We start from the raw sequence: 13,789 nt of genomic DNA, 5'->3' as shown, positions 1-13,789 counted from the left end.
TTACACGGTTTGGCGCTTGGACCATCCGTCCAGCAGCCGGTCAAAGATTGCGTTGGCATAGAGCCCGTTTGAAAGATGCACCCGAATGCCTGCCGCCGCCGGGTGCGAGGCCCAAAGCGGGAAGGTGGATTGCGCCAGAGCGACCGCGCCAAAGCTGATCAGGGCGAGAATGATCAACGTCCACTCCAACGGCCCGGGCGCAGGCGCTGCGGGCAAGGCGCCCTTGGTCAGATGCACGGCGATGATCTGCAAGACGAAGTAGCTGATTGAGGTTACGCCAGCATAGACAACAGTACGACGGGTCAACGCGCCGGGTGCGGCATCGGCAAAGCCCTGCGCCAGCAGATAGGCGACGCCGAAGATCAGGATCACGCCAAGGGCAATCGCCTGAACGGATTTGCCGTCTACGCCGAACGTCATGGCGACGATGCCGTAGATCAGGATGCCGGTGGCAAATGCCAGCAACACGTTCCGCGCGCTTGGCACAGCGACTGGGCCGGGCCTGCGGATGGCTGCTACGTTGCGCACGGCCTCTCCCGCGCTGAGGAAAGCATGCGCCTTGTAGAGCGAATGCGCCACGATGTGTAGCAGTGCCAGCGGAAACAGGGCCAGCCCGCATTGCATGATCATGAAGGCCATTTGGGCAATGGTCGACCACGCCAGCGAGGTCTTCACCGCCGGTTGCGTCAGCATCACCAGACCGCCGAACAGCGCGGTGAACCCGCCAAGCATCACCAGCAGCGCCATGATGCCCGGTGCCGCCAGCATCACGTCGGCAAAGCGGATCAGCAGGAACCCTCCAGCGTTGATGACGCCCGCATGCAGAAGGGCCGAGACAGGGGTCGGGGCCTCCATCACCTCGGTCAGCCAACCGTGGACCGGGAACTGGGCCGAGGCCATGATGGCGGCCAGCGCGATCAGCAGGGCAGCGGCGATGGTCAGCCCGTTTGGTTCGGCCGAAGACAGGATCGAGACTATGTCCGTAGTGCCATAGTTTGCGATCAACAGGACCACCGCGAGGGCCAGCGCGCCTTCACTGATACGCGCCACAACAGCCTTTTTCCGCGCTGCCCGTCGGGCTGTGGTTCGATCGGGGTAGAAGAGTAGCAGTTGGTGAAGCAGCAGGCTGGTCGCAATCCACGCGGCAAGCAATTGGATCAGGTTGCCCGACATCACCAGCAACAGAACCGAGGCGAGTGTTGCCGACATCCAACCGGTGAACGCGCCCTGACGGGTCTCTCCATCCATATATGTGGCCGAGTAGCGCAGGACGACCCATCCGATGAAGCTGACTAGAACAAGCATGGTGGCGCTGACCGCATCAAGCCTTACGGAGAGGCCAACTCCCCAAAACCCGATCAAACCAGAGGTTCCGGAGCCGTGAAGAACCAGCATCAGAGCCGACAGCGCAGCTGCTCCAAAAGCCGCCAATGCCGCCCATTCCGACAGTCTCGAGGCATGGGTTGGCCGCAGTCCCGGATTGCGGCTGGCATAGTAGGCCGATGTCAGCAAGATCAGCGGGCTAAGCAGGGGTAGAAACAGGTAGGTCATGATGCGCGTTCCTTGTGAGTCCAGCCTGATTTGGCTGGTTGAGCAGGACATATTGCGCAATCCTGTGTATGAAAAATACATTGTTATAGAGATTACGTTCTACTAAATAGAACGATATGCCGCTTAACTATCATCACCTACGTTACTTCTGGGCGGTCGCCCATGATGGCAACCTGACCCGCACAGCCCAACGGCTGAACCTGTCGCAATCCGCACTGTCCGTTCAGATCAAAGAGCTTGAGGAACGGCTGGGTCACCCCCTGTTTGAACGCCGCGGGCGCAAGCTGCATCTGACCGAGGCCGGGCGCATCGCGCTGGACCATGCGGACGCAATTTTCGCGACAGGGCAAGAACTTGTGGCCACTCTGCAGGATGAGGGCAACGCTCGTACTGCGCTTCGGGTTGGCGCGCAGGCGACGTTGTCACGGAACTTTCAGATCGGCTTTCTGCGCCCGATGCTGGCGCGCTCAGATGTCGAGGTGATCCTGCGATCAGGCAATCCCAGCGAGTTGCTTGAGGGGCTGGAGACGCTGAATTTCGACCTGGTTCTCATGAATCACGAGCCTGCCAGCGACAGCCTAACCAGTTTTGAAACGCACCATCTGGCGGAACAACCCGTCAGCATCGTCGGCACGCCGGCGCGACTGGATCCAGAGCGCCCGATCCGGGAACTGTTGGAGGAGCAGCCCTTTATCCTGCCAACCACAAATAGCAGCGTCCGCACGGCGTTTGATTCGATGGCCAGCCGCATGTCCGTCCGACCTCAGATCGCGGCCGAAGTGGACGACATGGCCATGATGCGCCTGCTCGCGCGTGAGGATATCGGCCTTGCGTTGGTGGCTCCGATCGTGGTGCAGGATGAGCTGTCCTCGGGCCGTCTGGTCGAGGCTGAGGAGCATCCCCGCATCAAGGAGAGCTTTCACGCCGTCACCTTCAAACGTCGTTTTCCCAATCCGCTGGTGCGGGAGTTGCTGACATATAGCCTGCCTCAGTAGAAGTGGGGCAGGTTCTTTGCACGAGCGACGCGAACCCAGTTGGGCACGAAGGGTATGATCTTGTCTTGTGAGGGCACCATCATCTCAATGAAATTCGCGCCAGGATTGGTGATGGCGTTGGACAGGATTGGTTCGATATCGGCCTCAGAGGTGATCCGGGCGGTTTTGAAGCCGAACCCTTCGGCCACCTTGCAATAGTCGACGCGTCCGAAATCGGTGGTCCAAGGCTCATCCACATCGTCGAGCAGGATCGCCTCACCCCTGATCCAGCCAAACGTGTCGTTGCGGGTCAGAATGACGGTGATGTTCTTGCCGCTACGCTTCAAGGTCTCCATATCGCCGATGACGAACCCAAACGATCCGTCTCCGGTGAAGGAAATGACCGGGCCGTCATGGGCATAGATCGCACCAACTGCGGCAGGCACCGAATATCCCAGCGCCCCCATCGAGTAGTTGGTGATGTAGCGCCGCCCCGGTTTGCGGAACGTCAGCAGCGCCGATGGATAGATCGCACTTACGCCGGGCTCAGACGTGACAATCGCATCATCGGGCATTATCCTATCCAACACCTGAGACAGCTTGACCGGTGAGATCGTGCCTTCGGGCATCGGGATGTTCGAGTTGAAGACCTTGTCCAGCGCGGTTTGTTTTATCGGGTTCAAATCCAATGGCGTCCGTTGAAGGCCGGGATGCTCAGCCTTAAGAATTTCAACCATATATTCGATCGTTGCGCGGGCATCACCAACAAGGCCAACCTTCAGCGGGAAGGTGTTTCCGACATGAGCCTCTGCAATATCAAGGTGTAGGAAGTTTTTGGTATAGGGATCGCCGTAGAGTTTCCAGTGATCCGTTCCGGCGCTGTCGGTATTTGAGCCGACGAAGAAGATTGTGTCGGCCTCAAGCAGGTACTGGTTCGAATACTCCATCCCGCCGCGGCCACCGATGACGCGCAGGGCCAGCGGGTGATCCTCTGGGATGGTGCCTTTGCCTGGTGTGGTGGTGCCGACCGGGATTTGCAGCCGTTCAGCCAGTTCAAGAATCGCGTCAGAGGCTTGTGAGATCAGCGCGCCCTGACCGCAGACAATCGCAGGTTTTTGCGCCGCCAACAGCACGTCGATTGCAGCGCGGATCTTGCTGTGATCCGCGACCGGCCGGTGCGCGGGATAGGTACTGTAGTCGGGTTCGGCATACAGGTCGGTGATCTCAGCCTCCTCGCCAAAAATGTTGATCGGCACACGGATATGAACAGGCGCCGGACGGCCTGAGGTTGCCACGCGAAAGGCCCGCCGGATCAGGAACGGGATGTCTCGCGCATTGGTCAGCACGAAGCTTTCCTTGCAGATGCTGTCATAGAGCTTGGTCTGATCGACGCCGGTCAGTCCGTGCTTTTTGTCCTGATTGATCGGGATGTCCGAGCTGAAATAGATCACCGGCACCGAGCTGAGGAACGCCTCGGTAATGCCCGGAGTGCAGTGGGTCACACCGGGGCTGGGCGCTTCAAGTACGGCGGGCCGTCCTGTGATCTTTGCATAGGCCTCGGCCGCGAAAGCTGCCGTGCGTTCATCGCGGGTCAGCACGAACTCGATCCCGCTATTGGCGCGCCATTCCTTGTACCAACCAATCGTTGTCTCTCCGGGCAGACCGAAAACATGGGAAACGCCGTGAAGCTCCAGCATTTTCAGGATGATCTGCGCGCCATTCATGCGCGTTGTATGGGGCTGGTTCATCAGGTGGACCTTCGTTGGTGGCGTGTTTCGGGCAAACCCTTTTGAGGGGGTTTGCGCACATCGCCACCATGTCTAGGCGAGGATCGGAAGTCCAGAATTTGCTTATCCTACAGCGCCCTTGGTGTTCACGTGAACTGCGTAAACACTGGTGGTTGCGGTGATGAACAGCATATTGCCGCGCGGGCCACCGAAACAAAGGTTCGCGACGGTCTCGGGCGTTTTCACCTTGCCAAGCAGCTCTCCGTCGGGCGAGAACACATGCACCCCGTCATCCGCTGAGCACCAGACATTGTCGTATTGGTCTACGCGTAGCCCGTCGGGCAGACCCTTATCAATCGCGGCGAAATCGCTGGGTTTGCCAAGCCCGCCGTCCGGCTGGACATCAAAGACCTTCAGTAAAGAAGGAACGTCCGGGTCATGGCTGCTGCCGGATTCGGCGACGTACAGGCAGCCTTCATCTTTAGAGAATGCCAGCCCGTTCGGCTGCACGAAATCGCGTGAAACAATGGTGGGTTCCGGACTGTCCGGATCAAGGCGGAAGACAAAGCTGCCTTCCTGTTCGGGTTTGGCTTTGTGACCTTCGAGATCAGAGAGGATGCCGTAAGTCGGATCCGAGAACCAGATCGAGCCATCCGACCGTGTGATCACGTCGTTGGGCGAATTCAACCGGCGGCCATCATGACGGTCAGCCATTGTTGTCAGTTGCCCGTCATGTTCGGTTCGTACAACCGAGCGGGTTGCGTGCTGGCAGGTCACCAGCCGCCCCTCGCGATCACGCGTGTTGCCGTTGGAATAGTTCGAGTTCTGGCGGAACAAGCTGGTGCCGCCATGCGGGGTCCAGCGATACATTCGGGCATTCGGGATGTCCGAGAACAGCAACGTTTCATGCGCGGGAAACCAGACCGGCCCCTCGGTCCAAACATGGCCCGTTGCGATCCGCGCCAGCGTGAGGTTTGAGTGGATCAGGTCCCGAAACGCAGGACGGATGACCTCATATATCTGCGAATGACTCATGCGCTATATCCCTTTCGGCTGGCCAGAGTGACCACACCCACAATCACGAGCCCGGTCAAAATTAGGCGAATTCCGGCGCCCAGACCGTATGAATTCAGCATCGATACGATCAGGAACATGAACAGCGCCGCCCCCCAGATGCCGGGTACGTTCGAATTGCCTCCGCCGATGGACGACCCGCCAATGACGACGACGGCAATGGACATCAACATGTATTCGGTGCCCATGTTCAGGTTGGCCCCGCCCGAGAAGCTGGCCAGCAGAAACCCCGCCAAGGCGGCACAAACGGCTGAGTTGACATAGATGCCAAAGCGCACCGCGTTCACCGGGACCCCGCTGAGCCTTGCCGCGCGTAGGTTTTGCCCGATGGCCGAGATCCACCGTCCTGCAATCGCGCGTTCGAGCAACAGCCATGCGCAGACGGCCAGCGCAATGCCGACCCAGGCGACATTCGGAACCCCGAACGTCCCGCCAGAGGCGAACTCGGCCAGGGGTTCCGGTGGTTTGATGCGCAGCCCCCGGTTCGACCAGATCGCCAGCGATTGGTACAGGAACGAGGCGGACAGTGTTGCGATGATGGGCGGGATGCGCAGTACCAGGATCAGTGCAAAGTTCACGATCCCGCAACCGATGCCTATTCCGATTGCAACCAGCAGGCCGGGCAGGATCAGCGCGGACTGCGTGTCCATGAACTTTAGCGCCAAAGTGGCGGCCAATGTCATTGTGGCTGGAACAGACAGGTCGATATTGCCGGGACCAAGCGTAATCACGAGCATCTGTCCGATGCCGACAATAGCCGAGAAGGAGGCAAAGGTCAGAGCCGCATAGAGTAGTGACCCCGCCCCGGACCCGGCCAGCAGACTGGTGGCGACAAAGGTAATCCCTGCGGCCAGATAAGCCCAGAGCCACGGTTTCTGAACAATTGCCCGCAAGGGATTGTGTCCGGTGTCAGGGGTGGTTTGATCACTCATGCCGAGACCTCCTTGCGGACAAAGAACAGTCGCACGGCCAGAACGAGGATCAGGATCGCGCCCTGTGCACCGATCTGCCAATCCGGCGAGAGGCGCAGAAAGGACAGGAAACTGGCGGCAAGGGTCAGGGTCAGCGCCCCGATAACGGCCCCGAAGGGCGAGACACGACCGCCGACAAATTCGCCTCCGCCAAGGATCACGCCCGCAATCGACAACAGCGTATAGCGCAGCGCGATATTGGCATCCGCCGCAGTGGTCAGTCCGACAAGGCACATGCCTGCCAGCACTCCGAACAGGCCCGCCAATCCATAGGCAGAGGCCCGCAGGCGGACGACCGACCAACCAGCGCGCTCCATTGCGCGTTCATTGCCGCCAACACCCTGAAGAACCACGCCCACCCAGGACCGTTTGATCAACAGATGCACGGCAAAGGCCACGACCAGCGGAGCAATCACGGCAACCGGCACCAGTGGGGTTTTGAAATTCATCAGGGTTTTCAGCCATTCGGGCGACGCTCCTCCGGGTGAGGGCAGGATCAGCACCGCCAGCCCGCCCCAGACAAAAGACATGCCTAAGGTCACGACGATTGCGGGCAATCCGCGCAGTTGGATCAAGGCCCCCAGTGCCGCGTAGGCCAGAATCGCAGCGGCCAGAATCCCATAGCCCAGCAGCGGCGTGTCATGCACGAATGTGGCCGTGACACAGGCGCAGAAACTGACGAAAGTGCCGATCGATAGGTCGATGTCGTTGACCATGATGATCATCATCTGCGCAATGGTCGCCAGGGCCACGGGGATCGCCAGATTGAACAGCAGGTTCAGGCCAAAATAGCTCATCGCGCGGGGTTGCAGGTAGAACACGGCGCCCAACAGGACGGCCAGAGACAGAACGGGCAGCAATAGGCGCAAACGGTCGCTGGTCATCTCAGGCCTCCTGCATCTGGAAAGAGGCGTTTAGTATGTTCTCCTCGGTGATCTCATCACCTTCCAGCTCGGCGGCAATCTGACCGGCGCGGAATACGAAGACCCGGTCACATTCGAGGATTTCGTCGGTCTCGGTCGAGTACCACAGGAAGCTGCGGCCTCTTGCGGCTTCTGCCTGTATCATTTGATAGACGTCTTTCTTGGTGCCCACATCCACGCCGCGCATCGGGTCATCCATCACCACAATCGGCGCGGAGGAGGCCAGCGCACGGGCAAACAGAACCTTCTGCTGGTTGCCGCCCGAAAGGGACAGGATCGGGTTCAACAGGTTGTCGGTGCGAATGCCGATACGGTCTTTCCAGGTCTGAACCATGTCCGCCTCGCTGCTGCGATCCACCATCACTTTCTTGCCGAACTCGGGCAGGATGGTCAGCGAGAGGTTTCGCATGATCGACCAGAGCGGCATGAGGCCGTCGCGGGCGCGGTCTCCGGCGACAAAGACCACCTCGGGCTGGCGTGCGGATTTCCATATTGGGGCGTGGTCGAAGAAGATTTGCGCCAGTGCTTCGGCCTGTCCGTGACCCGCAAGCCCGGCAAGCCCGACGATTTCACCCGCGCGGGCGTTCAACCCGTTCGCCGCGCGCACAACCTCGGCCCCAAGGGTCCGATCTGCCCGTCCGGCGCCCGAGGCGTCGTCATCAGGCGCGACATGCCCCATCGCATCCACGATCGAAGTGCGGGTGAATTGGCTGGCAGGTTGGTCATCAACGATCTGGCCATCTTTCATGACAATGATCCGGGTCGAGACTTCGAAAATCTCACCCATCATATGCGAGATGAACAGCACCGCGCCGCCCTTGGCACAGAACCGTTTGATATGGTCCAGCAATTGTTGCGCGATGGCGGCGTCAAGGGACGAGGTTGGCTCGTCCAGAATAACAAGGCTAGGTTCTCGGTCGCGGTCGGCAAAGGCGATGGCGATCTCGACCATCTGACGCTCGGCTATGGTCAGGTTTCCAACCGTGGCGCGGGCGTGGATGCCATGACCCGGAAAGACTAGATCCAACGAGTCGAGCATCTTTTGTCGCGCAACCCGCCGCCAGCCTTTGCGCGGCATGTTGCGATAGGGGATACGCAGGTTCTCCAAAACGGTCAGGTTCGGGCAGAGCGACAGCTCCTGAAACACGCTGCGAATGCCTGCATTCTGCGCGTTCCGGCTGTTGCGCAGGGCGGGATCTGCGTTCCGATGGTGGACGGCGCCCTGAGTTTGCGTCAGGCGGCCGTTGATCACATTCGCCAGCGTGGATTTCCCGGCCCCATTGTGGCCGACAAGTCCAACGCATTCCCCTGCGCTGATGCTCAACGTCGCACCGCGTAGGGCAAGAACAGGCCCATAGGACAGATGGGCCTGCTCCAGAGAGACAACCGGTGCAGCGGTGGCTCCGGGTCCCATTTTCTTGTCAGTCTTCACGCGCTTACTGGGCCGACGCGATGACGTCTTTGGCCTGATCCTGCGTGTATTCCACGTTCGCGACCGAGCCTTTAGGCGTTGTTTTCAGGGCGTCCTTCAAATCTGCCTGATCGATTCTCAGGAATGGTACGGTCAGGTCCTTCGGAACCTCTTGCCCATCCAGAATCTGCTGGGCGACCCAAAAGGCCAGCGTGCTGACGCCTGGCGCAATCGACAGAGAGGTTGTCTGATATCCGTTTGCGTCCTGCTCATCCGACCACCACTGAAGTTCGTCCTGACGGTTGCCCATCACGATGGTTGGCATTGGACGATCCGTGGCCCCGATGGCCTGCGCCGCCCCATAGCCGTCACCACCCTGGGTTACGACGCCCACGATCTCGGGCAGGCTGGGCAGGATACCGGCGACGGCCTTCTGAGCCACATCCTGCGCCCAATCCCCATGGACCGAGCCCACGATCTCGAAATTGGTGTTCTTCACCTCATCATGAATACCTGCGCTGATCTCGTCATCGACGAACACCCCGGCCAGACCGCGGATTTCCAGCAGATTGCCGCCATCGGGATAGCGCTCGGCGAGGTATTTCACCTGCTCGCGCCCCATCTGCTGAAAGTCGACCGCGATACGCCATGCGCAGGGTTCCTGAACGATGCCGTCGAAGGATACAACCGTGATACCCGCATCGCACGCAGCCTTGACCGCGCCGTTGATTGCGGTGGGCGAGGCGGCGTTGACTACGATCGCGTCATAGCCCTGTAGGATCATGTTCTGAATCTGAGCCGCCTGTTCGGTGGCTTGATTTTCCGAGGTCGTAAAGGCGTCAGCAGCGGCGACCACACCATCCGCGACGGCCTGATCTCCGTTTTTCTGCCAGCTTTCCAGCATGGCTTGCCGCCAGGAATTACCTGCATAGTTGTTCGACAGGGCAATGCGTTTGTCGGATGTATCCGCTTCGGCAGCCGGGGCTGTCAGGGTGATGATCCCGGCCGCAGCGCCGAGCAATATGGCCTTTAGTGTCATGTTTTCCTCCCAAAGCGGCCCAAGCGCCGCACGATTTTGGTGCCAGCCTGACGGGGCCGACGTGCCTAAAGTCTCTGAAGGGCACGCGCGGCGTAAGAGTAGGACGCGCGCATTCCTTGCGGGTTCCCGCAAATAGGCTGCGGCGACCCGCATGACACTCGATCCGCTGGTCGATATACTCGCCCATGCCGGTTGCGGCAGGCTGGCGCTGCGAAAGAGAACACATGGCCGATCTTGCCTATTATTTGCGGATTTCGAACCATCTGGCAGGCAATCTGGATATCAAATCCGCGTTGCGGTCAGTCAAATCCGAGATCGTGCGTATTCTGGAAATCGATCACCTGGATGTCTGCCTGATCGACGAGGAAGGGCGGCTCAACACAAGTTATGAGGTCGGCCTGCGAACCAGTTGGAGCCGCACACGCGCCCCTGTCGAGGTCTCGCCCGTGCGCGATATCCTGCGGGGAGATTGCGACTACATGCTGACTGGAAACGCGCCGGAGGACCCGCGATATGTGTTCGAAGGCGGGGACTATGATCCCATCCTCAAACACAATATGCGCAGCCGCGTGAATGTGGCGATGAAAGTGCTGGGCCGCACCATCGGGTCGTTGAACTGTTCATCCCAAAAGCTCGATTTCTATGATGAACAGGCCGTCGAACAGGTGCGCAATATTGCGGATATTCTGGCCCCGTATTTTTATGCTCTACGTGCGAATGAACAGGCTCGGCGTGAGGCGATCATGCGGACCGAGGTGCAGGCGCGGGAAGAGGGGTTGCGGCTTGGGGCCCTCAGCCTGACAGATGCGCTAGAGCTGGAACGCCAACGGATCGGGATGGATCTGCACGATCAAACTCTGGCCGACATGACGCGGATCAGCCGGGATTTGGAACGGTGCGAAACGCCTCAGGATCTGGACGGGCTGCGCAGCAGTATGAGGAACTGCATTCAGGGATTGCGTGAGATCATCGACACTTCGATTCCGTCCCTGCTGGAGCTGTTCGGTTTTCAGCACGCCGTGCGAACCCATCTTGAACGCGCGATTGACCCGGATGAAGGGGTCGAGATTGACGTGCGTGACCTGTCCGGCGGGATGGTCGACCAGCTGCCGCAAACCAAGCGCATCGCCTTGTTCCGTATCGCACAAGAGGCGATCAACAACGCGGTCCGACACGCCTCGGCCAGTCGGATCGAGGTCGAGATTGTATGTCAGGACGGGCTGCACCTTCGCGTGCGGGACAATGGGCGCAGCATGGGGGCGATTGAAATCCGGCAAGCCTCGGGCGGGTTGACGCATATGCGAACCCGCGCACGACTTATCGCGGCGAAGTTTGACATCCGCTACAATGGCGGGACCGAGATTACGGTCTGTCTACCGGCTTCTGAATGCCCGAAAACCGAGGTGTTGGCATGAAGGTTCTGCTGGTCGAAGACGATGCAATGCACGCGAATTACCTGCGGGAGTTGGTTCAGGATGCCTTGCCCGAGGTGACCGATCTGAGCCTCGCCTCGAACGGCTGGGAAGGGGAAGAGCAGGCCCGGCAGAACGGTGTTGAAGCCATTGTCATGGACCTGCGCATGAAAGAGCGCAACGGAATCGAAGCCGCGCGGACCATTTGGTCTGAACGACCTGCAACCCGCATTTTGTTCTGGTCCAACTACTCGGACGAGGCCTACCTGCGCGGCATCGCGCGTATCGTTCCGAAAGAGGCCGCCTACGGCTATGTTTTGAAAACGGCCAGCCCCTCACGCATGCATCTGGCCCTGCGCGCCGTTCTGATCGAGGCGCAGATCATGGTGGACCGGGAAATCCACCAGATCCAACGCGAACAGAGCCGCTCGGGTGAGGCGCTGACGGAGGTTGAGCTGGCAATCCTATCCGATCTCGCCCTTGGTTTGCCCGACAAGACCATCGCGCTGCGTCGCAAGCTGGCTCTGAGGACGGTGCAGAACCGGCTGCTGTCGATCTATGAAAAACTGGATGTGGGCGATCTGCCGGTGGATGCCAGCGATATCGCGATCAACAAACGTGTCCGGGCGGTTTCAAAGGCCATGACCTCTCAGATACTGAACCGAGAGAGCATCTTTTCGGCGGAAAAAGAGCTGGGCAGCTGGCTTGAACGTCGGCAAAACCTGGGATGAAGGTCGTGTTAGTCAGATCGTGAGGATTTGAACAGGTAGAGGAACACAAACAGCGACCCGATCGAGGTCGTGACGATCCCCACCGGCAGTTCCTGCGGGGCCAGAAGCAGCCGTGACAGAATGTCTGAAAGCGTCAGCAGGATGGCCCCGACGACGGCGGATGTGATCAAGAGATTGCGGTGGAGCGTTCCCGCGATGCCTCGGGCGATATGCGGGACCATCAGGCCGACGAAGCCAATCACGCCTGCCACCGACACAAAGCTGGCCGTGGCCAAGGCGGCGACCAGAAACATCCGAAACCGCAGGCCTTGCACTGGAATACCCAGTGTTGAGGCCGTAAAATCCCCCGTCAGAAGCGCGTCGAGCCAGCGGCTGCGATAGAGGGAATAGCCCAGGATCAGGGTCAGCCCTAGCACGACAAGTGGAAAGGTCTCCCACCGGGCCAGACCAAGGCCGCCTAGCATCCAGAAAATGACGGAATGCGCGGCGCGGCTGTCGCCGGCGAAGATCAGATAGTTGGTGATGGCCGAAAACAGGAAAGACACAGCCAGGCCTGCAAGGATCAGCTTTTCCGGCGCGCTGGTACGTAGGCTCTGAACCAGGGCCAGAACAATGCCGGACGCGATCAGGCCCCCGCAAAACGCCGCCAGCGGCAGGGTCCAGATGCCCAGAACATCGCCTGTTACAGTGATGACCAGAACGGCGCCCGCAGCGGCCCCGGACGAGAGGCCAAACAGAAACGGGTCAGCCAGGTCATTGCGCGTTGTCGTCTGCAAAACGACCCCGACAACACCCAGCCCGGCCCCAATCACCGCCGCAAACAACGCGCGGGGCAGGCGCAGGTCAAAGACGATCCGGTGCAAAGGGGACATATCGCCCTCAGTTACGCCAGTACCCAGCCCAATCGCGGTGAAAACCTCGGCCAAGGGGATCGGAGTGGTGCCGTAGATCGTCGACAGCAGCAAAAGGGCGGTCAGAATGACCGCCCCCAGCAGGACCGCCTGGCCCGTCTTCGTCATCTCAGCTGTTTCCCCGGTGCATCGCCGTTGCCATCTTCTCGATCGCTTCGATGTTTGCCGGTCCCGGTGTCAGCTCTTCGTAGCGCAGGCCGATCCAGCGCTCGTTCTTGACCGCATCGGTCTGCGACATCACCGGATGTTCCTGAAGGAACTTGAACGTATCCGCCGCGCCGTTGCCGGTTTGATAGTCCAGCAGGACAAGGAATTCGGGGTTCGAGGCGGCGACAGCCTCCCACGAGGTGCGGCCCCAGCTAGTGTCCATGTCATGGGTAACGTTGACGCCGCCAGCCGCTGCGATCATCGCGTCGGGAATGGCATATTTGCCTGCGGTAAAGGGCGCATCAGCCGGGCCGTCCAGCAGGAAGACCCGGGGTTTTTCCAGATCGGTGGTTTTGGCCTCGATCGCGGCCAGTTGGTCTTTCCAGCCCGAGACCAGCGCGGTCGCTTTGTCCTCGACCTGCATGACATTGCCCAGACGCAGAACGTCGTCAAACAGCAGATCCATGCTGGCTTCGGGACGGTCTTTGTTAAGGTGGATGCAGCTTTCGGTCAGCACCATGGTCTTGATGCCAAAGGGCTCCAGCGTGTTGGGGGTAACGTCACCGCCGGGCTTCATACCGTAGTACCACCCGGCGAAGAACATGTCGGGTTCGACTGCGACGAGGTTCTCGACCGTCGGGTATTTCGGGGCGAGCTCGGGAATGTCACCGCGCTGCGCGTCGAAATCGGGGCTAGTTTTGTACCAGCCGGTGATGCCGGTCAGACCAACGATGCTGTCCTGAAGACCCAACGCAAAGGCCATGTCGGTCATGTTCATGTCATGAACCACGATCCGCTCGGGCTTGCTGTCGAACACCAGAGGTTCACCGCAATTGTCGACGGTGATCTCTTGCGCGGCAGCGCCGCTTGCCAGTGCGCTTAGAACCGCAGCGGACAAGAGTTTCTGTTTCATCAATC

General features: G+C 59.8%; 12 protein-coding genes. 3 read left to right on the top strand and 9 right to left on the bottom strand.

The genetic code is table 11. The features are described 5' to 3' along the window. Positions 1 to 1,551: a proton-conducting transporter transmembrane domain-containing protein gene (locus ACR0AI_RS09350; RefSeq protein ID WP_480673723.1), complete on the bottom strand. Its 1,551-nt coding sequence runs from the start codon at positions 1,549 to 1,551 to the stop codon at positions 1 to 3. Between the two features lie 116 nt (positions 1,552 to 1,667). Between ACR0AI_RS09350 and ACR0AI_RS09345 the strand changes: the two genes are divergently transcribed. After that, positions 1,668 to 2,546, top strand: coding sequence for a LysR family transcriptional regulator (locus ACR0AI_RS09345; RefSeq protein WP_170641291.1), 879 nt, complete (start codon positions 1,668 to 1,670; stop codon positions 2,544 to 2,546). On the opposite strand, the gene ACR0AI_RS09340 is transcribed toward ACR0AI_RS09345, so the two are convergent. From ACR0AI_RS09340 to ACR0AI_RS09315, 6 genes are all read right to left on the bottom strand, one after another. Continuing rightward, positions 2,540 to 4,273: a thiamine pyrophosphate-binding protein gene (locus ACR0AI_RS09340; protein ID WP_480673726.1), complete on the bottom strand. Its 1,734-nt coding sequence runs from the start codon at positions 4,271 to 4,273 to the stop codon at positions 2,540 to 2,542. The two genes, ACR0AI_RS09345 and ACR0AI_RS09340, sit on opposite strands and share 7 nt — an antisense overlap. A gap of 102 nt (positions 4,274 to 4,375) precedes the next feature. Beyond that, a complete protein-coding gene (locus ACR0AI_RS09335) occupies positions 4,376 to 5,287 on the bottom strand; it encodes an SMP-30/gluconolactonase/LRE family protein (protein ID WP_480673727.1) in 912 nt (303 codons plus the stop codon). Continuing rightward, on the bottom strand, positions 5,284 to 6,258 hold the full coding sequence (locus ACR0AI_RS09330) for an ABC transporter permease (protein ID WP_480673729.1): 975 nt from the start codon (positions 6,256 to 6,258) through the stop codon (positions 5,284 to 5,286). Before ACR0AI_RS09330 ends, ACR0AI_RS09335 begins: the two co-directional genes overlap by 4 nt. Beyond that, on the bottom strand, positions 6,255 to 7,181 hold the full coding sequence (locus ACR0AI_RS09325; RefSeq protein ID WP_170555060.1) for an ABC transporter permease: 927 nt from the start codon (positions 7,179 to 7,181) through the stop codon (positions 6,255 to 6,257). The genes ACR0AI_RS09330 and ACR0AI_RS09325 overlap by 4 nt, the downstream gene beginning before the upstream one ends. Before the next feature lies 1 nt (position 7,182). After that, positions 7,183 to 8,634, bottom strand: a complete 1,452-nt coding sequence (locus ACR0AI_RS09320) for a sugar ABC transporter ATP-binding protein (protein WP_480673732.1) — start codon at positions 8,632 to 8,634, stop codon at positions 7,183 to 7,185. Positions 8,635 to 8,656: 22 nt separating this feature from the next. Then, complete coding sequence (locus ACR0AI_RS09315; protein ID WP_480673734.1) at positions 8,657 to 9,670, bottom strand: substrate-binding domain-containing protein; 1,014 nt, start codon at positions 9,668 to 9,670, stop codon at positions 8,657 to 8,659. Between the two features lie 224 nt (positions 9,671 to 9,894). Between ACR0AI_RS09315 and ACR0AI_RS09310 the strand changes: the two genes are divergently transcribed. Together ACR0AI_RS09310 and ACR0AI_RS09305 are read left to right on the top strand one after the other, a co-directional pair. Beyond that, the gene (locus ACR0AI_RS09310) at positions 9,895 to 11,085 is read left to right on the top strand and encodes a GAF domain-containing sensor histidine kinase (RefSeq protein ID WP_480673736.1); all 1,191 of its coding nucleotides are present in this window, start codon (positions 9,895 to 9,897) and stop codon (positions 11,083 to 11,085) included. Continuing rightward, on the top strand, positions 11,058 to 11,813 hold the full coding sequence (locus ACR0AI_RS09305) for a response regulator transcription factor (protein ID WP_480701302.1): 756 nt from the start codon (positions 11,058 to 11,060) through the stop codon (positions 11,811 to 11,813). Before ACR0AI_RS09310 ends, ACR0AI_RS09305 begins: the two co-directional genes overlap by 28 nt. Positions 11,814 to 11,821: 8 nt before the next feature. Here the strand turns inward: ACR0AI_RS09305 and ACR0AI_RS09300 are convergent, their stop codons facing one another. Further along, positions 11,822 to 12,832 (bottom strand): FecCD family ABC transporter permease, encoded by a 1,011-nt coding sequence (locus tag ACR0AI_RS09300; protein ID WP_170641305.1) that lies wholly within the window; start codon positions 12,830 to 12,832, stop codon positions 11,822 to 11,824. A 1-nt stretch (position 12,833) separates the two neighbouring features. After that, on the bottom strand, positions 12,834 to 13,784 hold the full coding sequence (locus ACR0AI_RS09295; RefSeq protein WP_480673740.1) for an ABC transporter substrate-binding protein: 951 nt from the start codon (positions 13,782 to 13,784) through the stop codon (positions 12,834 to 12,836). Positions 13,785 to 13,789 lie beyond the last annotated feature (5 nt).

The sequence above is a fragment of the Ruegeria sp. BG3 genome (assembly GCF_056538485.1).
The sequence above is the reverse complement of the archived record's forward strand: the minus strand, read 5'-3'. Positions and strand labels throughout refer to the sequence as shown.

Bases quoted from the DNA above. Each gene is read 5' to 3' on its own strand.
- ACR0AI_RS09350 (WP_480673723.1), bottom strand. From the start codon at position 1,551: ATGACCTACCTGTTTCTACCCCTGCTTAGCCCGCTGATCTTGCTGACA.
- ACR0AI_RS09320 (WP_480673732.1), bottom strand. From the start codon at position 8,634: ATGGGACCCGGAGCCACCGCTGCACCGGTTGTCTCTCTGGAGCAGGCC.
- ACR0AI_RS09345 (WP_170641291.1), top strand. From the start codon at position 1,668: ATGCCGCTTAACTATCATCACCTACGTTACTTCTGGGCGGTCGCCCAT.
- ACR0AI_RS09300 (WP_170641305.1), bottom strand. From the start codon at position 12,832: ATGACGAAGACGGGCCAGGCGGTCCTGCTGGGGGCGGTCATTCTGACC.
- ACR0AI_RS09295 (WP_480673740.1), bottom strand. From the start codon at position 13,784: ATGAAACAGAAACTCTTGTCCGCTGCGGTTCTAAGCGCACTGGCAAGC.
- ACR0AI_RS09325 (WP_170555060.1), bottom strand. From the start codon at position 7,181: ATGACCAGCGACCGTTTGCGCCTATTGCTGCCCGTTCTGTCTCTGGCC.
- ACR0AI_RS09330 (WP_480673729.1), bottom strand. From the start codon at position 6,258: ATGAGTGATCAAACCACCCCTGACACCGGACACAATCCCTTGCGGGCA.
- ACR0AI_RS09340 (WP_480673726.1), bottom strand. From the start codon at position 4,273: ATGAACCAGCCCCATACAACGCGCATGAATGGCGCGCAGATCATCCTG.
- ACR0AI_RS09315 (WP_480673734.1), bottom strand. From the start codon at position 9,670: ATGACACTAAAGGCCATATTGCTCGGCGCTGCGGCCGGGATCATCACC.
- ACR0AI_RS09305 (WP_480701302.1), top strand. From the start codon at position 11,058: ATGCCCGAAAACCGAGGTGTTGGCATGAAGGTTCTGCTGGTCGAAGAC.
- ACR0AI_RS09335 (WP_480673727.1), bottom strand. From the start codon at position 5,287: ATGAGTCATTCGCAGATATATGAGGTCATCCGTCCTGCGTTTCGGGAC.
- ACR0AI_RS09310 (WP_480673736.1), top strand. From the start codon at position 9,895: ATGGCCGATCTTGCCTATTATTTGCGGATTTCGAACCATCTGGCAGGC.